The organism is Bradyrhizobium sp. CCBAU 11361 (genome assembly GCF_028128935.1).
GTDB classification, from domain to species: Bacteria; Pseudomonadota; Alphaproteobacteria; order Rhizobiales; family Xanthobacteraceae; genus Bradyrhizobium; species Bradyrhizobium niftali.
This window is the reverse complement of the sequence record NZ_LBJZ01000184.1, coordinates 1-21,576: the sequence shown is the minus strand read 5'-3', so window position 1 is coordinate 21,576 and position 21,576 is coordinate 1. Positions and strand designations below refer to the sequence as shown.

Genomic DNA, 21,576 nt, shown 5'->3' with positions numbered 1-21,576 from the left:
ACTTGATCGCAGGCGTCCTAGCGATCATGTGGGCCTGGACGAGCGCGGGCTACCATAACGATTGTTTCGGCCTGCCGTCCTCGCGCCTGACCGCGGAGCTACGCTCTTTAGCTGCCGTAAATCGGCGGCCGCTTCTGCCAAAAGCCACTCGCGAAAGATCGCAATCTTTGGCAGGGCGGCGGTCGCCTTCGGACCAACAATCCAGTAGGTCTTCGACAGCGGCGAGGATTCCGGGAAAGGCAGTACCAGCCGACCGTTGATCAAATCCCAGGCCGCCAAAGTCGTGCGCGCAAGGGCAATCCCTTGTCCATTGATCGCCGCATCGATCACCATGCTCGCGCGGTTGAGCACCGGGCCGTGACTGACATCGGCATCATCGATGCCAACACCGCGTAGCCAGTTTGCCCAATCGGATCGGCTGTCGAGGTGAATGAGCGGAAACTTCAGGATGTCAGCGACCCCGCCGATACGGCGACGTCCCGACAGGAGCTTCGGACTGCATACGGCAAAGAGCCGCTCCGCCGACAACCTGACCGCGTCCAGGCCCGGCCAATTACCATCGCCGTGACGCACGGCAAGATCGACATCTTCGCGCACAAAATCGACGTGATGCAGCGTCGCGGAAACGCGCAGATCGATGTCGGAATGCGCTTCGGCGAACTGACCAAGCCGGTGCACCAGCCATTTGGCAGCAAAGTCCGGCGAGGTGCTGACGGTAAGAACGCCTGCGCTTTGCCGCTGAAGCAATCGCTCGGTCCCGGCGGCGATCCGGTCCAGCGCATCGCGCACCACGGCGAGATAATCCCGGCCTGCCTCCGTGATGATCAGACGCTGGCGCTCGCGATTGAACAGCTTGATCGCAAGCTCCGTCTCCAGCGCCTTCACCTGATGGCTCACTGCACCTTGCGTGACACACAGCTCCTGCGCTGCGCGCGTGAAGCTCCCATGCCGCGCCGCCGCCTCAAAGGCTTTCAACGCGTTCAGAGATGGCAAATGCGGGCGCATCGCGAAACATCCGGCAGGTCATTAGAAAAATTCAGGCAGGCCTGAGAAACGATGCTTTGCGGCCTGGGCCTTACTTGCCCTATGAGGCAGTCAGCTTATCGAAATCATGAGGTTTGGAGCCGTCTGATGTCAATCCTTTTTGCCAATACCGCTCTTCTCCAGCGCGCTGGACGCAGGGCAGCAGTCGGAGATCATCAACCCAATTCATGGGTGAAACTCCTGGACAAGTGGTTGTCCTGCAGCGAGCGAGCGCATCAGCGTGCCGGCTTGCGCAACATCGCCGATGACCCACACCTGCTCGCCGACCTCGGGCTCACCCGAGACGAAGCTCTAGAGCAGGCGGATAAACCATTCTGGCAATAGACGAACCTAGCTACACACGGGAGGAGAATCATGGCCGAGCCTATCGTTTACGGGTTTCCTCGCAGCACCTTCGTCAACATCGTCCGGCTCGTCCTTACGCACAAGGACGTGTCCTACGTCTTCAACGACCTCGAACCCGTCATGGGCAAGGCCGAACATTTGGCGCTGCACCCGTTCAATCGCGTCCCCATCTTGCGGCACGACGACTTCATCCTCTATGAGACCGACGCGATCGTCGACTACATCGACGAGGTTTTCGCGGAGCCCCGCCTCACGCCGAAAGAACCCCGCGCGCGGGCGCGGATGAACCAATGGATCAGCGCCGTCAACTCCTACTTCTATCCGTACATGATCTACCACGTGACCCACGAACGCCTGGTCTTCCCGGAGCTTGGCATCGCCTCCGACGAGAAAGTCGTGGCTCACGCGCTCCCGAAGATCGAAATTGCGCTGGGCGCGATGGAGCGCGAGTTGGCGCATGACGGGGATTACTTGCTCGGGTCCGAGCTTACACTTGCCGACTTCTACATGCTGCCGTGCACCTTTGCCTTTGGACTGACCGACGAAGGCCAATCCATGTATCGGAAATTCCCATCGTTTTGTCGCTGGCGCGCCGGAATGGAGAACCTCTCGACCACACGGACGCTGCGTGCAAGCCTGCCGCCACGCGAGCCTATCCCGCACGCGCGCGAATGGGCGACCTCGCATCGGCCGAAATGCTGATCTCAGCTGCACTCTGCCCGTGGTGCTTTGCCGAGCGCACCTGACACGACTAAGTTGATCACGCGGGGAACCGCAGCCTCCCCGTCAGACGGTCTCCGCCCAAGCTCTGCGCAACGCTCGATGCTTCGAGGCGATTGCGCATGAATGGCCCGACCTGCATTTCGCCGAATATCCTCGCGCGCAGCCGCCATCCGGCGTCAGCTTTTCGTGCTGGCCGTCTTGTCGAGCGCGGCACGCAAGCCGTTGGCAAGCTTGATCGCGTCGTCGTTCGCCCAGAAATGCATGAAGAAGAGGCGCGGCTGTTCATCCAGCATGTGGCTATGGAGAGCCGTCACGGCGATGCCATGCGAGCGCAGCGCCTTGATCACGGCGTTCACCTCGTCGCCGGTCATTACGAAATCGCCGGTGATGGCCGCCTTGCCGCCGCCAGTCGGTTGAAAATTGATGGCGGTTGCGACGCCCAGCGGACCGACGGGGCTCAACTGCATCCCTTCTTCGGTAATCGGATCGCGGCGGGGAACGTTGAACTGGTAGACGCCGCCGTTGGCCTGCCCCTTGACGCCGATGATCTGGTCGAGTTGCGCAGTATCGAGATCGACGGCAGGCGGAGGGACCGCCGGAGCCGGCGCCGACATGGGCGTCGGCAAGCGCGGTCTTGATGGCGGTCGCGATCTTGAGCGGATCACCGTGCCCGGCCACGTGCATGTAGAACGTCGCCGGGCTCGCGCCGAGCAGATGATTGTGAACGGCAGTGATCTCCAACCCGCTCTCGCTCATCTTCTGCATGACCGGGTTGATTTCCGATTCGAGCAGCACCAAATCGCCCATCGCCATGACGCCACCATGTGCAGGCTTGAACGCGACCCAGCCGCCGAGCGCCAGCGCCGGCTTGATGGTCACGCCGTCAAGCGTCACCGTCAGGTCGGTGCGTGGAAAACCATAGCGATGCACGTCGCCGGTGACGGCCGGCTTTCGGCCCAGCGCATCATCGACCTTCTGCCAGTCGACATCCTGCGCGTGAGCGGTCGCGATGAAGCATGCGCCGATGCTCATCAGCAGCAAAATTGTTCTTCGCATTGATCTGCTCCCTCAAGCGAAATCCGGTTTCCGGAGTTCAGTTCTGTTCCTTGATCTGGCCGGCACCGTCGACGAGGAGCCGCACCGGCTTGCCGTTCTTGACCGCCTTGGCAGTCGTCCCCTCCGCGGTCGACTTGATCTCGCTGACCTGCGTGTAGCCGGCCGCCTGGATCCTGGCGATCAACTCATCTTGAGTCAGCGCGCGTGCGGTCGACATGCCAGCCGCGATCGCCAGAAACAGGAGGGTGAGAAGGATTGTCCGTGTTCGCATGGTCGTTCTCCCGGTCATTTCCCGCCCCAGGTGAAGTCCGCTTTTGCGACGCTGCCCTTCTAAATGGCGCAGACCGAGAGGTCACGCCCCAGACGCAGGTCCGCCGGGACGCCCTTGTCGGTATGCGCGCCGACAAGCTCCGGCGCGCCGCGCTGGAGCGAGGGGCCGAAACGATTTGTCGGATGAATTCGGAGGTAAGGTGACATGCTGCGCCCTTGGTGAAGATCAGGACGCGATTCTTGGGCATGACGCCTCACGGGGAGATCGCACATCCCCGTTGCCGGAAATAGAAAACCCGGAACGCCAAGCTGTCAACCTGCGCATTGCGCGAAAGCGCCAGGCAGGCTCCATGAGGCGTTCGCCGTTCGAATGGAACCGCGCTACCGTCTTGAAAGCCGAGGACGATCTCACGTAAGGTCGTGCGCATGGGGGCAAATGCAGACCCCCCAAGAGACTTCGGTCCAAGCTCTGCGCAGCACGCACTTCGTGGAGCTTGCGCATGGACACCGAACAACACCTTCCTCTCCGATCCACCGTTGCCATCCTCTCACGCGGCGATGCCGCCGCGCGGGCGGATGCCACACCGCAGAACAGCCGCTTCGTCCGCGTCTTCGAGGCACTCGCCGCTATCGGCATCGAAGCCCGGCCAGTCATCTACGACGAGACCTTTGCCGACGCCGTCCGCGATCAATTGCTCGCGGTCGACGGCGTGCTCGTCTGGGTCGACCCGATCCATCAAGGCAAGACGCGCGCTGAGCTCGATCCCCTGCTCCGTGGCGTTGCGGCGCGAGGGCCTTGGGTGAGCGCACATCCGGACGTCATCTTGAAAATGGGCGTCAAGGACGTGCTCTACCGCACGCGTCACCTGGGCTGGGGCGCGGATACGCATCGCTATGACACCGCGGCCTCCTTCCGCGCCGAATTCCCGTCGCGGCTTCGCGCGAACGGCCCCCGCGTGCTCAAGCAAAATCGCGGCAACGGAGGCCAAGGCGTCTGGAAGGTCGAGGCCGTCTCGAACGCGGGCACCATGGTTCGGGTGCTCCACGCGCAGCGCGGGAGCCTGCCCGAGGACATTCCGCTCGATGGCTTCCTCGCGCGTTGCGAGCCCTATTTCGGCTGGGGCGGCTGCATCATCGATCAGGCGTTTCAGCCTCGCCTGCCCGACGGCATGATCCGCTGCTACATGAGCGGGTCCAAGGTCGCGGGCTTCGGGCACCAACTGATCAAGGCCTTGATCCCGCCGCCGCCGGAAGGTGTGGACTCGCCCGAGGCGCAACCGGGCCCGCGGATCATGCACGGGCCCGATGCTCCGCAATTCCAGGCGTTGCGAAGGTCGATGGAGGACGAATGGACGCCGCGGATGATGGACACGCTCGGCATCGATGAATCCTCGCTGCCGGTGATCTGGGACGCGGACTTCCTCTACGGACCTCGCGACGCGGCGGGCGCCGACACATACGTCCTGTGTGAAATCAACGCGAGCTCCTGTTTTGCGATCCCCGAGGAGGCGCCGGCGGCCATCGCACGGACGGTGAAATGCCGCATTCTACAGACTCAAGGCACCGGTTCCGGCAGATAAAAACCGGCGAGCGCGCAACATCATCTCGCACTGCGGCTCGGAGGCTGCTGCACCCTCGCCCAGCAGGCGATGGCGGGAGTTGTCACGCGACAGTAGGACGCAAGCGCGGATCGATGGCCCCCGTTGAAGCTGCGAGTCTCCAGAGCTATCGATCCGGGAAACCTGCTTCGATCGGGAGGAAGGCATGAGCACCATCAACGGTGGCTGTCATTGCGGCGCAATCCGTTATCAGGTCGAGGGCGAAGCGATCGTGCATGCGCTGTGTCACTGTCGCGATTGCAGACTCCACGCCGGCGCACCTGTGGTCGGCTGGACGATGTACGCCGATGATGCTGTCACAGTGACCAAGGGGGAGCCCAAGGTCTACAGCTCCTCGGAACATGGTCGGCGGCACTTCTGCGGCAACTGCGGGACCGGTCTGTTTTACGTCAATGCCAACATGTTGCCCGGAATCATCGATATCCAGAGCGCGACCTACGACGATCCAGATGCTGTCCCCGCGACGGTGCATATCCAGGTCGCCGAGCGCCTCCGCTGGATGGAGCGCGCGCACGAGCTGCCGACATTCGACCGCTATCCACCGCCGCCGTAGCAGCGGGAGGTGATACCGGCCGCGCAAGCATTCGGCGGGGAATCGCCGCGCTGAGCAATAAGCCTAGGGAGCGCAGAGATGACTTCCAAACCGTGGCTTGACTTACTGGGACTGATCAACGGCTTCCACGTGACGCAGGCGCTTCACGTCGCCGCCAAGCTTCGCGTTGCCGATCACCTGAAGGATGGCTCACGCTCCGTCGAGGAACTGGCCACATTGACGAACAGCCATGCCGGCTCGCTCTATCGGCTCCTGCGAGCACTCGCCGCAATTGGTGTTTTCCATGAGGCTGAAACTCGGACCTTTGCGCTGACACCGATGGCCGATTGCCTGCGTGCCAACTCTGCGACTCCCCTTGGAGCCTGGGCGGAATACGCCGGAAGCGACTATGTCTGGCAAACCTGGGGGAATCTCGAACACAGCATTCTGACGGGTGAGAACGCCTTTCAATACGTCCACGGCAAGGGAATTTGGGAGTATCGCACCGAGCGTCCCGAACAAGGCGCTGTGTTCGATCGGGCAATGACCGAGCTGTCGCGTGGAAGCGCCGAGGCCGTCATCGCCGCCTATGATTTCTCCTCCTTCGGCCGCGTCGTAGACGTCGGCGGCGGGTGCGGATTGATGCTGAGCGCCATCCTGAGAGCCCACACTCAGACGCGTGGCACGTTGTTCGATCTGCCCGGCGTTGTTGCCGGTGCAAAGACTGTATTGTCCGAGCAAGGTGTCATCGATCGCTGCGATGTGGTCGGGGGAAGCTTCTTCGAGGCGGTGCCCGGGGGCGGTGACGCCTATGTCATGCGCGTGGTGATCCATGACTGGGAGGACGAAGAGGCCATCGCGATTCTGAAATCCTGCCGGCGCGCAATGGCAGAGACGGCAAAATTGATCCTCATCGAACGGATTGTCGCGCCCCCAAACGAAATGCCGGCAACAAAGTTCAGCGATCTGAACATGCTGGTCCTGCCTGGCGGGCGAGAACGAACCCGGGAGGAGTTTGGAACCCTCTTGTCAAAGTCAGGCTTCGAACTGACCCAAATTGCCCCTGCGGGCAACATCAACGTCATCGAGGCACGGCCACACGCGTAGCGGCGATGCTTCGCATTGCGTGATCCCTCACCTCTCAGTGCGTCCCACACCGGCAGAACTCGTAATCGACGGGATCATGGCTGTTGACGATCCTCACGCGGCCGCCGTGGTCGAGCTTCAGCGCGCGCAGCCGCGCCTGGTTGGCGATCCGCTGCTTGCGGTCCATGTCGGCGCGGCGCTGGAAATAGCCGAGCACCAGCGGCATGCGCGGGGATGCCGCGAGCTGGCCGTGATGGAAATAACTGTCGCCGGCATGCAGCAGCCATGTGTCGCCTGACCGGACCGCGATGCCGCAATGGCCGAGCGTATGGCCGGCGAGCGGGATCATCAGGATGTCCGCTTCGCTGTCGCCGAGCGCCCGCACGCCCTTGAAACCGAACCAGTCTTCGCCGGCTTCGCCATAGAACGTCCAGCTTGGTCCATGGCTCCACTGCCCGGTGACGTAGCGTCCTTCCGGCGGCGCCGGCTTGCGCTGCACCGCCATGTCGTATTCGGCTCGATGGACGTGGATCGCGGCATGGGGAAAGTCGGGCACGCCGCCGGCGTGATCGCGATCGAGATGGGTCAGCAGCACGTGGCGTACATCGGCGGGCGAATAGCCGAGCGCCTTCACCTGCTCGACCGCCGTCTCGGACGGATCGAGCCGTGGCGCGGTCTGGCGCAGCCAGCGCCGTCCGAGCCGGTCAGGGGCTGCAATATCGCCAAGCCCGATGCCGGTATCGACCAGGGCAAGCCCGTCACCCGTTTCGATCAGCAGGCAGTGGCAGACCATGCGGGCGCGCTGGAACAGGCCGCCGGTGCCGTTCACCAGGCGGCGGCCCATCGGGCACATCGTGCCGGTGTTGAGATGATGGATTTTCATGGAAGTCCTCGCCCGTTGTGACCAGGGCGTTCTTGCCATCGTCAGATCCATAGGTAAAATATTGAATATTGATCATATCTCTAGGTATATCCTATGGACATCCGCGAGCTTCGCTACTTCGCCGCCGTCTATCGCGCGCGCAACCTGACCGCCGCGGCGCGCGCCTGCTTCGTGTCGCAGCCGTCGATCTCCACCGCGATCACCAATCTGGAGGCCGAGCTCGGCACCACGCTTTTCATCCGGCACAAGAAGGGCGTCGCGCCCACCGCCTCGGCCGAGCAGTTTCACGCGCTGGCCCGCCGCATCATCGACGAGACGGACGCCGCGCGCAGCCTGTTCAGGAAGCCGGCGACCAGGACGACGGTGACGCTCGGCCTGATGCGCACGCTCGACGTGCCCCGGACGATCGCGCTGCTGAAGCCGCTGACGGCGCGCAGCGACATCGCGCTGCGCCTCGTCGGCAGCGACGAGCGCGCCGATGCGCGGATCATCTCGAAAAACATGCTGCGCGCCGACGAGCATTTCGTCGCGCTGTGGAGCGAGCGCTATGTCGCCGCCTTGCCGCCGTCGCATCCGCTGACGCTGAAGGACAGGCTCCGGACCGCCGATCTCGCCGGTGCTGCCATGATCGACCGCTGCCATTGCGAGCAAAGCGAATTCTTCGGCCGCGCCGCGCAGCGGCGCCAGAGCGCGGCGATCGCGCAATCGGAGGATTGGGCCATGGCGCTGGTCGCCGCCGGCGTCGGCATCGCCATCGTCCCGGAGGGCGTGGCGAAGGGCAATCCAGACGTCGCCGTGCGCGAGATCGAGGTCAAGGTCAGGCGCGAGGTCGGCCTCGCCTACCGTGCGTCAGTGCCGCTGGCGGACGCGCTGAAGGACTTCGTCGCAAAGATCCAGAAGCAGCGCAGCTCGGATCGAACCGCGCGCCGGCCCGGCGCGCGCAAAACGCCTGGCACGGCACGCTGACCGCGATCATTCGCATCGCCGGCACAATCCTCGCGACTATCCGAGCAGGCCCTTCAGGCCGGCGTAAATGGAGCCGACGGCCGTTGCGGCGATGCCGGCCAGCGGCCCCGCCGTCTGCATGAGGTCCTGGATCAAACGAGCCCGGCGGCGCAATTGCTCTTCGCCGACATGCTGTCCAAGCAGGCGCGCCATCCTGAAGGCGAACGCGTTGGGCTTGCCGCCCTGGGCAAGCACGCGCGGCAGCACCTGGAAGATCAGGACGCCCAGGATGTTTCCGGAGACGAAAGCCAGCAGGATGCTCGCTCCGTATTCGAACACTTCCCGCCATTCAATCCACACGGCCGGCAGGATCGGGACACGATCGTGGATGCCGGTGACCGTCAGCATCGACAGAATGCTGACGCTCGCAGCCAGGAACGCCAGCACGAACGCTCCCACCGCCGAAACCCTGTGCAGGGGATAGGCCACGAACCCGAACAGCAGCGGGATCACGATCGACGCGATCCGAAGCGGGATCGGAGAGAGGTTGAAGGTGATGGTCACCAGAACATGCGCGACCGTCAGCAGCAGTGATGGAATGAGGACATAGAGAACCGCATGCGTTCCGAAATATCGCAGCGGATTCTTGTACCGCTCGAGGCGGACGTTGACCCGATCGAGATCCCGCCTGAGCCTGTCCAGGTCGGCGACGATGTCGTCGATCTCGCGAAGCGTCGGTCGCACGACGCGCAGATCGCGCGAACAGTGCTTGCACGCGATGGCTTCGTCCTTGATCGTCTCGGCGCAGAACGGACATTCCATCGTCAGCGCGGCTTCCTGCGCCGCATGATGGCCTCGACTTCGTCTCTGGCCTGCCTCAGCTCGTCGCGCAGCTCGTCACGCTTGCGCCGCAGATCGTCCCGTTCCGCGATCAGCGTGGCGGGAACGGCAATATCACGCCCACAGGACGCGCAAACCAGCGCGCCTTCCGCGTTGGCGGACTGGCAGTACGGACACGTCACTTGGGCGCAACCTTCAGCGTGAAGATCGCCGTGCCCGGCCGGCCGTCACTGTCCTTGATGTCGACGCGAACGGTGTATTCGCCCGGCGGCAATTCCGCGTCCTGCATGTTGATGCCGTCGGGCTGGACAAACGGCTTGACCCGGGCGGTCAGATCGACATTCGGCGAACGCAGAAAGATCACCTTGACCGATTCCGGATCGATCTTCGCCCCACCGTACGACTCGAACTTCAATACCAGCCGCAGGGGTGAGTTGACGGAATCGCCGGGCGAGACGAATTCCACCTTCGGACCACGCATGATGCCGCGCCGGTCCGCGGCAATCGCCCCCTTCGGAGGCGGCAGCCTGGCTTCCTGTTCGGTGATCAATTGTGTTGCCGCTCGCGCCGCTCCCGAAAACAGCAGGCCCCCCGCAATGAGCCCAAGCAAGATGGTCCGCTTCATTTCCCGTCCGATCCTTCCCTCACCTGCCATCAACGTACACCGCCGTCACCGATGATCGTGTACGGTGCCCAGAACAGCGGATGCGCATAGGCGAACTCGGTCTTGCCTTCGCCATTGAGATAGCCCGGGCCATCGACGAGGCCCATCATCGCCTCGCGCAGCGCTTCGCTCCGCGACAGCTTTGGATCGTCGGCCTGCCGCTTGAACAGGTCGGTCACCAGCTGCCGCGCCGATTGCGAATGCACCGACCAGTTCGTCACCAGCAATGCCCGCGTTCCGGCATAGAAGAACGCCCGGCCAAGCCCCGATGCCGCTTCGGCCCCCGCACCGGCACCTGCGCCGGTATTGCAGGCCGACAGGATGACCCAGTCGGCATCGAGCTTGAGGCCGAGAATCTCCTCCATGGTCAGGAGGCCGTCTCCGCCCTCGCCCGTCACGGTCGGGGACGACAGAGCGAGCGCCGGCTGCGTCAATCCATTGAGCTCGCCCGGGACCAGACCGTGGGTGGCGAATGCCAGGATTCTGAAGCCGGAGAGATTCATCGTCTTGACGGCGCTCTCGGTCGCACTCTTGCCGAGGAACAACACTTTTGAAGGATCCGCCTGCAAGGCGAGCGCGATCGACTTGAGCTCATCGGCCGTGTCGGGAAGCCGGGGCAGCAGACCGAGCTCGGCGCTGTCGACGCCGTCGAGCTTCGGGCTGTTGCGGCGCTTCAGCGGCATGCCGCGCGTGACGTTGCCGCCGGCGTCGGCCACCTCGATTTTGGCGCCGCCTTCAGCCTCGGCCTGCTGATCCCTGTTGAAATAGGGGTCCCCGAACGCCACGAGATCACCGCGGCCAGGCTTGCCCGGCGGCAACTGCCGCAGGGTGCGCAACGCAGCCGCCGATGGCACCGTCGACACGGCATGGGTTCGGGCCAGCCATGGCACCTTGCGATAGCCGACGAACAGCGGATCCTCGTCCGCGGCCACCTCCGCCGGTGCGGTCGGCAGCAAGGACAGCGGCAACAGGCCCAGCGCGCCGTTGGTGACCACGATCAGGTTCTTGGCCGGCTTCCAGCCGCTTTCGACCGGCTTCAGCAACAGCTCGTAGAGCTCGTAACCGAGTTTCAGATCGAACGGCGGAATGTCCGAGATCATCGCCGCCTGCGGCTCCAGCGCCTCGCGCAGCTTGCGAATCCTGGTCTCGATATCGCCGATCTTGGCGTTGACGGCGGCAAACGCCACCGCCCCTGACTTCGGCACGGCCCAGACGAAGCTGCCGTTCTGGCCGAAATAGAACGACAGCATGGCCTCGTCGTCGGCCAGCGTCGCACGAATCTCGGCGACGCTCGGCGGCTTGGGCGACACGAGATCGGCGTAAGCAGGAAACTTCTGCTTGATCTGCTGGCGCGCCTTGTCGCGCTCGCCGCGCAAGGTGGCGATCGACGCCTGGATCTGCTGAACGCCCTTCTCATCGCGCTCCGCGGAGGGAAGCGCCAGCACGTTGTTGAGCGTGCCGAGCTGAGCGTTGACCTGCTTGGTCAGGTCCTGCTCCTTGCGGACAAGCTCGGCGAGCCCCGGATCCTTGGCCGCCGCGCGGGCGCTCGATGCCGCCAGAGCCTGCTGAACCGAGTGACCACGGATGGCATCGGCGAGACTGAACGTCTCCTCGCCGACCCCGCCACTCGCAGCTTCGGCGCGCGCAAGCAGCACGAAATAGCTTTCCACGATGCTCTGCAGGCGCTGGCTGCGCGCGGCGACCACGGTCGTGTTCTCGTCGTCGGCGTTTTCCCGCGCACTCGCCATCATGATGGGGATGGCGGCCTTGAACTCGCGGATGGCCTCGGCATCGCGCCGCGCTCGCATCAGACCGACCGCCAGCGTACCGCGCGCCGAGGCGGCATCGAAATGATTTTCGCCGACGCGGCCGACCTGCTTCTTCACCAATTGCTCGGCCGCAGCGATGCCGGCCTCGAGCTGGCCGGACGCATACAGCGAGAGGATCCGTGACGGATTGAGCTCGAACACCTGGCGGCGCTGCGGCTCCCAATTGGCAATCGCCTTGTCGATCGCCGCGTAGATCCCGTTGGCTTCCGGCGACTTACGCTGGAGCGCCAGGATGCCGGCCAGTTGCGAGAGCAACTGCACGGTGGATTGAGAATCGTTGGGCACTCCGACGGTCTTGTTGATCTCCAGGGCCACGCGGCCCAGCTGCTCGGCTTCCTCGTAGCGGCCCTCTTCGACCAGGATGCCGGCGAGACCCATGACGTAGCGCGGCGTCACGGGATTGTATTTGCCGGTGTCCTTCAGTCGGGCCAGCAGAGCGCGACGGGCGTCGACCTCGGCTTCGGCAAGCCGGCCTTGTCGCGCCTTCATGCGGGCCTGACTGAGCACCAGGTTGTCAATCGACTGCAGGAAGACGGTTTCTGCCGGGGGATTGTCCGATTCCATCACGCCCTTCATGCCGGCCCGCTTGCGCTGCTCGGCCACGCGATAGGCAGCCTCGGCCTCCGCGAACTGCCCGCGCGCTTCGAAGATCATCGCCCTTGTCGCTTCGACCTCCCCTTCCCAGTTCTGCCCGAAGCGCGCATAGGAGGCGCGCCACCCCGGAAGACCGCTGGTGCGCGCCTCCTGGATTGCGGCCTGCGTGCGACGCAGATAGGCTTCCGCCTGGGCGACATCGCCCATCTGGATGAGGTTGCCGACGACGGACCGGTTGGCGCTCAATTGGTATCCTTTTGCGCCCGGCTGGGTGGCGGTCTCTCGCAACAACCTCTGGATCACCTCCATCGACCGCTTTGGATCGCCGGCTGCGGCGTATTGCAGCGAGAGGAGCTGCTGCATGCGGCCCATCAGCTGAGGCTCGACCGCGCCGCGGCCGACCTCGACGGCCTTGCTGGCATCCGCAATGGATTCAGCAAGCCGACCGAGCTGAGCACGCGCATTGGCGCGATCGAAATAGAACCGTGCGAGATCTTCGCGCGATTCCTTGCCCTTTGGCGTGGAATCGGCGTCCGCTTTCAGCTCCACGATCAGCTTCTCGTTCGGCTCCTCGCTATCGAGGATCGCAGTGATGTCGGCGATGGTGCGGGGGGGCGCGATGAAGCCCTTCGGCAGTGCGGTGCCGGGCTCCAGCTTCGGCGCCGCTTCCTTCGGGAGCTCGACGGCGACATTGGCCCGGCCGTTGGCGGCGTTGAGAGCCGCCATCACGCAGGCCTTGACCTGCGGCTTGGCCTTGGCGCGGCATCCCTCGATATCGGCACCGGCCTTGCGACCGCCTTGAGCCTGCATGCAGGCTTGCACGATCGGCTTGCCGACCGTCATCCGGCAGTTCTCGAGCGCGGCCTCCTGGGTCAGCGCGGCAGCGGAGCCGGCCGATCCCAGCAGGAGGGCAAATGCCAGCAGCATTCGCGGTGGAGAAAAATTCGGTGCGGATTCAAACGGAGTCCCGGAATCTGAGCTCATCCCAAAATTCCTTCGCGCAAAAATGACTTGGTGCAACCAGATGATCCTATCGATATAGCGACGAAGAACAAGCGCCAATCAGATCGGTACGCGGATAATGCTCAAGGGGGCTGGCGGCTGCGCCAGGCACGAGTTCCCGAACCCCCTGCAGCGGTGGCGCCTTGGCGCGCTCGTCGCGCTGGTTGCAGGGGTGGTCGCAGCCTGGAGTACTGGCGGGGCCGCCGCGCAGGATGGGCTGCAATGGACCCCTGTGGTCTGGGATGCCGGGCGATCCACCGCGGAGCAACAATTGCGTCCGACCTTGTTCTTCCCGGTGCAGCCGAGAGCATCGACCAATTTGTCGCACCGCGCATGGCGCTGCTCAAGCCGGACGGCGCCGGCCCGTTCCCTGCCATCGCGCTCCTGCACGGACGTCACGCAGGACTCCGAGCGCAGGCTGTTCGCGTTCCTCGAACGTGCGATGCCGAAGCAATTGCCGCGGGTCAGCCCTTCGAGATGACCGCGCGGCCGTAGGGCGGCTGCGCTTGGACCGGCGGGTTGGCGGTCTGGGCGGCGAGCTCGCCGATCAGACGGTCGGCGTCGGCGGCCATGCCGTCGGGCGCCTGGATCACCAGGCGCTCCAGCGCCCAGCGATAGGAGGAGACGCGCTGCTCGAGGCACTGCTGCACCCACTGGATGATCAGCGAGTTCTCCTGCATGCGCTCGACCGCATCCTCCCTCTCCTTCGGCGAGAGGGAGGAGACGCGCGCCATGCTGGCATTGCGCTTCTTGTCGAGGTCGATGACGCGGATCGCGGAGGCGAAGAACGGCTCGAAACGGGTGGTGTCGTTGCGCACGTCCTCGATCAGCTGCGCATAGCGCGAGGAATGCGAACGGTGCGGCTCGTCGATCAGCGTGCGCCCGTACATGGTGCGGTCGAACACGACCTTCTGCCGCCACGGCGACGGCAAGGCCTTGTAGTCGCCGAACACGCTCTTCCATGCGGGGCGCGACAACGGAGGCTCGATCAGGGGATAAGCGAGGTCGCGCAGCTGGCGCTCCTCGTCGGTGAGCTGGAATTGCGACGGCCTCAATCCGACGCTCGCGGTGACCTCGGCGCCGAGCCAGCGATGCATGTCGTCGCTGCGCATGCTCTCGCGGGTGCGGCCGAAATCGCCGCCACTACAGGCGCCGAGCGCCGCACCGAGCAGCGTGAGTAGGACGGCCGATACGAAGGGCCGGATCTGGCGGATGGTGTCCGGCATTGCAAGAGCCGGATCTAGCGGCGACGACGACGGCGCCCCGGCGCTGTGCCCGCTTCCGGCCCACGATCGCCGCTGGTTTCGTCCGCCTCGCGCTCGATGCGGATCACGGGAAGGATCAGAATCGTCCCCATGTCCGCGCGCGGTGTGACGTCCCCCGACGAGCCTACCCGGCGACCGGCCGGAAATTCGATGATGGTCCCCATGTCAGCTCTCTTCAATTGCCGCGCGACCAAACGCGCCCCAGCAACATGCGGATCATTAAGATCAGCTCATGGTTAACGGGGTGTAAAGATGGCCTTTGGACCGTAACCGCACGGAACCGGCCGCGCCGTCCCGTTGCGGCACGACAATGCCTGGAATTGCAGGGCCGGCTTCACGCCTCGTTTTCCTTAACGAGGCTTTAAAAGAACCTGCGCTAGGCTCGCCCGCGAGTCTCTTTTCCGAGTTGCGTACGCCTCCATGACCAAGTCGCTGTTTCCCGGATTCGACGGTCTGATGACCCTCTCCCGTCGCGAAGGCGTCGATGTTCGCCCGACGCTGCTGCGCGTGCTGACCGACCTCTATGTCCAGACGCGTGTCCACAGCGAGGACGAACAGCGGCAATTCGTCGAACTCGCCACGCGATTGATCGACCAGGTCGACGATGCGACGCGTGCGGCCGTCAAGGCGCGGCTTGCGGTCTATCCATCGACGCCGGTCCCGATCCTGCAGAAGCTCGGGCTGGTCGCCGCCCAGGAAGGCCGCAGAGTTCCGCTCGCGCGCGAAATCCCGGCGCCCGCGCCGGAGCCCTCCCCGGTCCGCGCGCCGACCGAGGCCGAGCAGCGCATGGCCTCGAACATGGCGATGCAGCCGACGGACGCCGCCGAAATCCACGACATGTTCTTCGGCGCCGATGCGTCCCAGCGCGCGCTGATCCTGCACAATCTGGAGCAGACGCCGCTGAAGGCCGCGCCGCGGATTCCGACCGTGCGCGCCAAGCGCGCGATCCAGATCCTGGAGATGGCGGCGATCGCGGGCGACGTCGAGAATTTCACCTACGAGCTCGGCGACAGCCTGATCCTGCCCTCGCGCGTCGCGGCCCAGATCGTCGACGATCCCGGCGGCGAAGCGCTCGCGATCGCCGCGCGCGCGCTCGACATGCCGAGCCCGAACTTCCAGCGCATTCTCCTGTTCTTCAAGCCGGAGATCGGCAACTCCGTGAACAACGTGTACCGGCTGTCGCGGCTCTACGATCGCCTCGGCGAGCGCTCCGCGCTGGTGATGCTGGCCGCCTGGCGCGGCTCCACGCTCGCGGTCACGCGCGCAAAGTACCAGTCGTCGCTGCACGATGGCGAACGCCAGCGTGCGCGTGCGGGCGCAAGCCAGACGCGGCCCGGCGTGCAGCCCGGCTCCAGCCCGACGGTGCGGACCGGCACCGGCGGGTCGCCGGACCGGTAGTTCGCTGGCGCTCGGCTCCACAGGCGGTGACATCGAGAGCAGGGCGCGCGACGCCCCCGAGGTCGTCATTGCGAGGAGCTCTTGCGACGAAGCAATCCAGAATCCCTCCGCGGAAAGATTCTGGATTGCTTCGCGGAGCCTGTCATCGGGCCGCGCTTCGCGCGGACCCGTTGGCTCGCAATGACGGTGGGGGAGCCAATCAGGTCTTCGCTAATTCGAGAAAGTGCCGCCCCGCGCGGTCTTCGGTCTCGACGATCCAGGCATCTGAATCGAAGCGGATTTCCCTGGTCAGCCGTTCCTCGACGGCGGGCTCCGGCAGCGGCTGCGGCGCAACCGGCACGAAGAAGCGGTCGACCGGCCGGCCGTCGTCATAGACGGTCTGCGGCGCCGGCACGTAGAGCATCGCATTGCCGTCGAGCAGCGACACCTTCACGAACACCGCGCCCGCCTCCTCGGCGCCGCGACGGCGCACTGCGCCGAACACGCCCTCGGTCTGGCACCGGCGCAAATAGGCCGCGACCCATATGTTGGATTTCAAACGCATGAGTCGGACGATAGGCCAGTGCCGGGATCAGCACCAGCCTCCGCGAGCGTGACGCTTACTCGACGGGATGGCCGATCGCGGCTGCGAGCTCGCGCAGCAGGCGATCGGACACCTGGCCGGTGACCTGCATCTTGTGCTCGCGCTCGAACTTCTGGATCGCGGACTGGGTCTCGGCACCCATCGTGCCCGTGATCTTCAAATTGCCGTAGCCGTATTCGGACAGCGCGCGCTGCACGCCGGCGATGCGCCGCACCGCCGGGCTCTGCTGCGCCGGGATCGGCGCCGGCGGGCGCGCGACGGCAGCGGAGGGCGATGTCGTGGCCTTGACCAGGTTGGTCATGGGATCGCCTGAGCGCGACGTCGATGCGGTGGCCTCGACGGGCTTCTCGGGCGCCTTCTCGGCCGCTCTCTCGGCAGGCTTGGGATCGACGCGGAACTCGGTCGCCTTCGGCTCGAGCGGCGACGTATCTGCACCGACGGGGCGCGCGCGCGGCAAGGGATTGGCCTGCGGAACGGACGACGGCATCGGAAGATTGATCACGGTGCCGAACATCGGCGCCGGATGCCGGCCGGTCTGGAGGAACAGCGCATTGGCAACGATCGCGCTGATGGCGGCAACGGCGACGAGGCCAGCCAGCGTGTCCTTGGGGCTGTGCAGCAGCACGCGCATCACGAGGTTGCGCTCGGTCTCGATGTCGACGGCCGCGGCCTTGGCGCCACGGCGGCGCGGAGCAGCTTCGCCCTTTGCAGACTTCTTAGGCACTTTTCTTCACCGGAGCAGGTTGGTCCTGAAGTTGGTCGTGATGTTGGTCGTGAAGTTCCTGGCGCGGGACCGGCGTCAAGGTTGCGATCTTGCTCTCGGCCGCCTTGCCATCGAAGGGCTTGGCTTGCGGCGGCGTGTAGACCAGCGGCAACTTGACGGTGACGGCGGTGCCCTCCCCTAACCTGCTTTGTACCGTCAAATCGCCGAGATGCAACGCCACAAGACTTTTCACGATCGAAAGTCCGAGTCCGGTGCCTTCGTGACGGCGCTGATAGGTCTTGCCGGCCTGGAAGAACGGCGCGCCGATACGCTTGAGGTCGTCGGGCGCGATGCCGACGCCGGTATCGCTGATGCGCAGCGTGAGCTGCGACCCCGACACCGCGGCTGATACGGAGACCTGGCCGCCGCGCTCGGTGAACTTGATGGCGTTGGCGACGAGGTTGAGCACGATCTGCTTGAAGGCGCGCGGATCGCCGGTCATGACGGGCAGGTCCTGCGGCGCGTCGGTGACGAGGTCGATGCCATTCTCCCGCGCCTTCAGCGCCAGCAGATTGCAGCAATGCATGAGCGAGGCGCGCGGCGCGAACGGCTCCGACGCAATCTCGAAATTGCCCGATTCCATCTTGGACATGTCGAGGATGCCGTTGACGACCGACAGCAAATGCTGGCCGGAATCGTTGATCAGCTGGGCATATTCCCTGCGCTGGGCCGCACCCAGCATCAGGGTCTGCTCCTGCGCGATCATGTCGGAGAAGCCGATGATGGCGTTGAGCGGCGTACGCAGCTCGTGACTCATGGTGGCGAGGAAGCGCGTCTTGGCGGCGTCGGCCGCCTCCGCGGCGCTGCGGGCCTGATCGAGCGCCTGTTCGGAGAGCTTGCGATCGGTGACGTCGCGCATCACGGCGACGACTTCCGTCTCGCGTGCGGCATCGCGGTCAATATGCTGGCGGCCGAGATCCTGGTCGAGCGGCCGGCAGCGCATCTCGACCCAGATGAAGTCGACCTGAAAATTGGCTTGGCCGTGCTCCGAGCCGGTCGGCTCCCGCCGCAGCCGGAACTCGACGCTGCGCACGTCGCCGCGCGCGGCATCCGACAAAGCGGTGAGATAGGCCGGGCGATCGGCGACATGGACGCGATCGAACAGGCCGTGGCCGTGCAGCTGCGCAACCGGCATGCCGAGCATGGCCTCGGCGGCCGGCGAGATGAACTGCACCGCGCCGTTGCGCCGATGCCGCGAGATGACGTCGCTCATGTTGCGCGCGAGCAGGCGATAACGCTCCTCCTCGCGCGACAGCAGCGCAACGCCGGTGCGCGCCAGCGACTCCGCGCCGAAGGCGAGGGCCGCGGCATAGAGGGTGGCCGAGGCGACGCCGAACGCCATCAGCAGGCTACGCTGCGCGGCACTCGGCTCGTCCAGCGGCAGCCAGCCGAGCTGGCCGACGAGGATCAGTATCCCCGCGCAGGAGAGCGCGAGCAGCGAGGCGAAGGCCGCGACGCGGCGCGAGGCCGACAGCGCAGCCTCGAGCGGAACGACGATCAGCCACACCGCAGCGAACGATCCGATGCCGCCGGTCGTGAGGGCGACCGCCATGATCAGGCCGGCGAGTGCGAGCGAGGACAGCACATGCGCGCCTTCGTAGCGGCCGGTGCGCGACAGGAACCAGGACAACATGATCGGCGCGATCAGCCAGGCAAGGGCGGCGACCTCGACCGCGCTCGGCGCGCCACGCATGGCGAGATAAACAGGGAATGCGGCAAACGCGGCCAGGCTGCCGAGCAGACGCGGCGCCATGAAGGCACGATGGCGCGCTCGCGTCAGCGCGTCGTAACGCGCGGAGGGATGCAGCAGCGCATCGAGACAATCGCGGATGATACTCAAAACTGTCACGGGTCTCGCGCTTCGGCTCATTCGTCGGAGAGACGCGCCGGAACGCCTCCTTGTCGTTGAGCCACCGTGTCAGAGCGACCTTAAACGAGTGCTAAGGCGGCGCGGCCCGGTGCCGGACACCGTGTCATCGCGGAGCTTTTTAGACGATTTGGCGACGTCTTCGGCGAGGATGGTGAACACAGGGTTTCCCCCCGGCCCGCATGGTTTCGAATTGGTGGATACGGAAGACCGCAAGGCCACGGGGGCTCGGCATCAATGAAAAATTTACGAGGCCGCCATTTTCGAAGTTTTTTGCGTAAATTTTCCGCGAATTAAGCTCAAGGCAATCACTTGCGATTTATCGAGAGTTGCTAGGTCCGACGCGCTCTGCGGAAATCGCCGCGGCGGGATCTAACATACAGGTCGATAAGATGCGCTTTCTGCTCCGCATCACATTCTGGCTCGGGCTGGTGCTGGTGCTCCTGCCGCGGGACAAGACGCCCGAATCGGAGAAGCTGCCGCAGATCGGCGCCGCCGACGCGGTGCAGGCTGCGACCGCGGCCGTCTCCGACATGACCCAGTTCTGCAAGCGCCAGCCCACAGCCTGCGAGGTCGGCGGACAGGCCGCAACCATCATCGGCCAGCGCGCCCAGGACGGCGCGAAGAAGATCTATCAGATCATCAACGACAAGAAAGAGCACATCACCAACGAGAAGAACGACAAGAGCGACAAGAAGGCGCCCGACCACACCGGCTCGATCGCGCTGGCCGGCGAAGGCGACACTGCTGCGAGCGAGACGCCGCGCGACACGCTGACCCAGGACGACCTCGCGCTGGAATGGCGCGGACCGGGGCCGGCGAATTAGCCCCCAAACCCTATCGATTTCGCGGCTTCGCGTCCCTATATTGGCCTGAACAGGAACTGTGGGCCAGCATGACGACGATCGACGAAATCAGGGACAATTTCGAGATTCTGGACGAGTGGGACGACCGCTACCGGTACGTCATCGAGCTCGGCCGCACCCTGGAACCGATGCCCGAGGCCGAGCATTCCGCCGCCAACAAGGTGAATGGCTGCGTCAGCCAGGTCTGGCTCCAGAAGCTGGTCGCGCGCGATGGCGGCGCGCCGATCCTCAGATATCGCGGCGACAGCGACGCTCATATCGTGCGCGGCCTGGTCGCGATCGTGCTCGCGCTCTATTCGGGCCGCACGCCGCAGGAAATCCTCGCGACCGACGCGATCGCGGTGTTCGACGAGTTCGGCTTTCGCGATCACCTGACGCCGCAGCGCTCCAACGGCCTGCGCTCGATGGTCGAACGCATCAAGACCGACGCGAAAGAGGCGCTGGCGGAAGCCACCTGAAGACCCTCATGGTGAGGAGCGCGAAGCGCGTCTCGAACCATGCAGGCCCCCGCTCTCGCCCGCGGCCATCCTTCGAGACGCCCGCTTTGCGGGCTCCTCAGGATGAGGGTCGAGTAAGCTGTAGGCTAATGCAGCTCTACTTCCGCTTCCGCTGCTGCTGTCCCAAACCCATCTGCTTTGCCAATTGCGAGCGCGCCACCGCGTAGTTCGGCGCGACCATGGGATAGTCGGCCGGCAGGCCCCATTTCTCGCGATATTGTTCCGGCGTCATGTTGTACTGGGTGCGCAGATGGCGCTTCAGCGACTTGAAGCGCTTGCCGTCTTCCAGACAGACCAGATAGTCCGGCGCGATCGACTTCTTCAGCGACACCGCCGGCTTGGCCGGCTCGAGCTGCGCCGTCTCGACGCGGCCTGACGAGACCCGCACCAGCGCGCCGTGCACCTGGCTGATCAGGTTCGGGATCTCGGCGGCCGGCGTCGGATTGTTCCCGAGATAGGCCGAGACGATGCTGGCCGTCAGCTCAATGAAATTCTTAGCCCCGGCATCCGACATGGGCCCGACCTTTCTCCGCCTGGCGTCTCACGGGATTGACGACGCCGAAGTATTCCGTGTCAACAATACGTTCGGCCAAAATGCGACGACTGACAAAGTGACAAGAACGGTGGCGGCTTTACTTGGCCGCGGAAGTCCTCAGGACCGCTGGTCGAGATGCGCGCGCAACTCGTCGATCGAGGCAAAGCGCATCATACCTTCCGGCATCTGCGCCTCGATCGAGCCGTCGGAATAGAGCGAATAGGCCATGCCGTCGACGATGCCGGATTTGAGCACGGTCACGGGCGCCTGCTCGACCGCCGGCGGCGGCTCCGGCTCGGGTGCAGGCGGCGGGGCCGCCTCGACAAAGGTCGAGGGCGAGCGCGGCGGCGGGCGGCGCGAGGCAGCCGGC

Annotated in this window: 23 protein-coding genes and 2 pseudogenes; 9 read left to right on the top strand and 16 right to left on the bottom strand. The window is 64.8% G+C overall.

The annotated features are described in order from the left end of the window. Positions 1–24: 24 nt before the first annotated feature. Positions 25–1,005 carry a transcriptional regulator GcvA gene (locus XI08_RS25530; protein WP_049823760.1) on the bottom strand — a complete coding sequence of 327 codons (981 nt, stop codon included), beginning with the start codon at positions 1,003–1,005 and terminating at the stop codon, positions 25–27. Between the two features lie 126 nt (positions 1,006–1,131). On the opposite strand from XI08_RS25530, the gene XI08_RS25525 reads away from it, so the two are divergent. Together XI08_RS25525 and XI08_RS25520 are read left to right on the top strand one after the other, a co-directional pair. Next, positions 1,132–1,368: a DUF1127 domain-containing protein gene (locus XI08_RS25525; RefSeq protein ID WP_271576470.1), complete on the top strand. Its 237-nt coding sequence runs from the start codon at positions 1,132–1,134 to the stop codon at positions 1,366–1,368. A gap of 30 nt (positions 1,369–1,398) precedes the next feature. Further along, positions 1,399–2,091: a glutathione S-transferase family protein gene (locus tag XI08_RS25520; protein ID WP_271576469.1), complete on the top strand. Its 693-nt coding sequence runs from the start codon at positions 1,399–1,401 to the stop codon at positions 2,089–2,091. A 197-nt stretch (positions 2,092–2,288) separates the two neighbouring features. Here the strand turns inward: XI08_RS25520 and XI08_RS25515 are convergent. From XI08_RS25515 to XI08_RS25505, 3 genes and pseudogenes are all read right to left on the bottom strand, one after another. Continuing rightward, positions 2,289–3,168: pseudogene (locus XI08_RS25515) on the bottom strand (DUF1259 domain-containing protein). 37 nt (positions 3,169–3,205) lie between these two features. Beyond that, on the bottom strand, positions 3,206–3,439 hold the full coding sequence (locus tag XI08_RS25510; protein WP_271576468.1) for a hypothetical protein: 234 nt from the start codon (positions 3,437–3,439) through the stop codon (positions 3,206–3,208). A gap of 59 nt (positions 3,440–3,498) precedes the next feature. Further along, positions 3,499–3,645 (bottom strand): hypothetical protein, encoded by a 147-nt coding sequence (locus XI08_RS25505; protein ID WP_271576467.1) that lies wholly within the window; start codon positions 3,643–3,645, stop codon positions 3,499–3,501. A 293-nt stretch (positions 3,646–3,938) separates the two neighbouring features. On the opposite strand from XI08_RS25505, the gene XI08_RS25500 reads away from it, so the two are divergent. From XI08_RS25500 to XI08_RS25490, 3 genes are all read left to right on the top strand, one after another. Further along, the gene (locus tag XI08_RS25500; protein WP_271576466.1) at positions 3,939–5,018 is read left to right on the top strand and encodes a Cj0069 family protein; all 1,080 of its coding nucleotides are present in this window, start codon (positions 3,939–3,941) and stop codon (positions 5,016–5,018) included. A 184-nt stretch (positions 5,019–5,202) separates the two neighbouring features. Beyond that, entirely contained in the window at positions 5,203–5,610 is a 408-nt protein-coding gene (locus XI08_RS25495) for a GFA family protein (protein ID WP_027547275.1), read from the top strand. Between the two features lie 78 nt (positions 5,611–5,688). Further along, positions 5,689–6,696: a methyltransferase gene (locus tag XI08_RS25490; RefSeq protein ID WP_271576465.1), complete on the top strand. Its 1,008-nt coding sequence runs from the start codon at positions 5,689–5,691 to the stop codon at positions 6,694–6,696. A gap of 34 nt (positions 6,697–6,730) precedes the next feature. On the opposite strand, the gene XI08_RS25485 is transcribed toward XI08_RS25490, so the two are convergent. Continuing rightward, the gene (locus XI08_RS25485; protein ID WP_271576464.1) at positions 6,731–7,558 is read right to left on the bottom strand and encodes an MBL fold metallo-hydrolase; all 828 of its coding nucleotides are present in this window, start codon (positions 7,556–7,558) and stop codon (positions 6,731–6,733) included. 93 nt (positions 7,559–7,651) lie between these two features. Between XI08_RS25485 and XI08_RS25480 the strand changes: the two genes are divergently transcribed. Continuing rightward, positions 7,652–8,524 (top strand): LysR family transcriptional regulator, encoded by an 873-nt coding sequence (locus tag XI08_RS25480; protein WP_271576463.1) that lies wholly within the window; start codon positions 7,652–7,654, stop codon positions 8,522–8,524. A gap of 36 nt (positions 8,525–8,560) precedes the next feature. Here XI08_RS25480 and XI08_RS25475 read toward each other — a convergent pair whose 3' ends face one another. The 6 genes from XI08_RS25475 to XI08_RS25450 form a co-directional block, all read right to left on the bottom strand. Beyond that, positions 8,561–9,325, bottom strand: coding sequence for a hypothetical protein (locus XI08_RS25475; protein WP_271576462.1), 765 nt, complete (start codon positions 9,323–9,325; stop codon positions 8,561–8,563). Positions 9,326–9,327: 2 nt separating this feature from the next. After that, complete coding sequence (locus XI08_RS25470; RefSeq protein ID WP_027547280.1) at positions 9,328–9,525, bottom strand: hypothetical protein; 198 nt, start codon at positions 9,523–9,525, stop codon at positions 9,328–9,330. After that, positions 9,522–9,968, bottom strand: coding sequence for a hypothetical protein (locus tag XI08_RS25465; protein ID WP_271576461.1), 447 nt, complete (start codon positions 9,966–9,968; stop codon positions 9,522–9,524). Before XI08_RS25465 ends, XI08_RS25470 begins: the two co-directional genes overlap by 4 nt. 29 nt (positions 9,969–9,997) lie before the next feature. After that, positions 9,998–13,414 (bottom strand): CHAT domain-containing protein, encoded by a 3,417-nt coding sequence (locus XI08_RS25460; RefSeq protein WP_271576460.1) that lies wholly within the window; start codon positions 13,412–13,414, stop codon positions 9,998–10,000. A 482-nt stretch (positions 13,415–13,896) separates the two neighbouring features. Continuing rightward, positions 13,897–14,658: a hypothetical protein gene (locus tag XI08_RS25455; RefSeq protein ID WP_271576459.1), complete on the bottom strand. Its 762-nt coding sequence runs from the start codon at positions 14,656–14,658 to the stop codon at positions 13,897–13,899. 14 nt (positions 14,659–14,672) lie between these two features. Beyond that, a complete protein-coding gene (locus tag XI08_RS25450; RefSeq protein WP_027531082.1) occupies positions 14,673–14,861 on the bottom strand; it encodes a hypothetical protein in 189 nt (62 codons plus the stop codon). Between the two features lie 256 nt (positions 14,862–15,117). Here XI08_RS25450 and XI08_RS25445 point away from each other — a divergent pair, with 256 nt between their 5' ends. Beyond that, on the top strand, positions 15,118–16,095 hold the full coding sequence (locus XI08_RS25445) for a DUF2336 domain-containing protein (RefSeq protein ID WP_271576458.1): 978 nt from the start codon (positions 15,118–15,120) through the stop codon (positions 16,093–16,095). A 199-nt stretch (positions 16,096–16,294) separates the two neighbouring features. Here the strand turns inward: XI08_RS25445 and XI08_RS25440 are convergent, their stop codons facing one another. Genes XI08_RS25440 through XI08_RS25430 form a run of 3 tightly spaced genes read right to left on the bottom strand, consistent with a single transcriptional unit; the run spans position 16,295 to position 19,311 of the window. After that, a complete protein-coding gene (locus tag XI08_RS25440) occupies positions 16,295–16,639 on the bottom strand; it encodes a DUF1491 family protein (protein WP_027544170.1) in 345 nt (114 codons plus the stop codon). A 55-nt stretch (positions 16,640–16,694) separates the two neighbouring features. Next, positions 16,695–17,402 (bottom strand): peptidoglycan-binding domain-containing protein, encoded by a 708-nt coding sequence (locus tag XI08_RS25435; protein ID WP_271576457.1) that lies wholly within the window; start codon positions 17,400–17,402, stop codon positions 16,695–16,697. Continuing rightward, the gene (locus XI08_RS25430; protein ID WP_271576456.1) at positions 17,395–19,311 is read right to left on the bottom strand and encodes a PAS domain-containing sensor histidine kinase; all 1,917 of its coding nucleotides are present in this window, start codon (positions 19,309–19,311) and stop codon (positions 17,395–17,397) included. Before XI08_RS25430 ends, XI08_RS25435 begins: the two co-directional genes overlap by 8 nt. Positions 19,312–19,700: 389 nt before the next feature. Here XI08_RS25430 and XI08_RS25425 point away from each other — a divergent pair, with 389 nt between their 5' ends. Together XI08_RS25425 and XI08_RS25420 are read left to right on the top strand one after the other, a co-directional pair. Next, a complete protein-coding gene (locus XI08_RS25425) occupies positions 19,701–20,135 on the top strand; it encodes a DUF5330 domain-containing protein (protein WP_027544167.1) in 435 nt (144 codons plus the stop codon). Between the two features lie 68 nt (positions 20,136–20,203). Beyond that, a complete protein-coding gene (locus tag XI08_RS25420) occupies positions 20,204–20,632 on the top strand; it encodes a SufE family protein (RefSeq protein WP_027544166.1) in 429 nt (142 codons plus the stop codon). 136 nt (positions 20,633–20,768) lie between these two features. Here XI08_RS25420 and XI08_RS25415 read toward each other — a convergent pair whose 3' ends face one another. Both XI08_RS25415 and XI08_RS25410 read right to left on the bottom strand, forming a co-directional pair. After that, the gene (locus tag XI08_RS25415; protein ID WP_027544165.1) at positions 20,769–21,185 is read right to left on the bottom strand and encodes a MucR family transcriptional regulator; all 417 of its coding nucleotides are present in this window, start codon (positions 21,183–21,185) and stop codon (positions 20,769–20,771) included. Between the two features lie 138 nt (positions 21,186–21,323). Beyond that, positions 21,324–21,576, bottom strand: a pseudogene (locus XI08_RS25410) (DUF308 domain-containing protein); the annotation flags it as partial.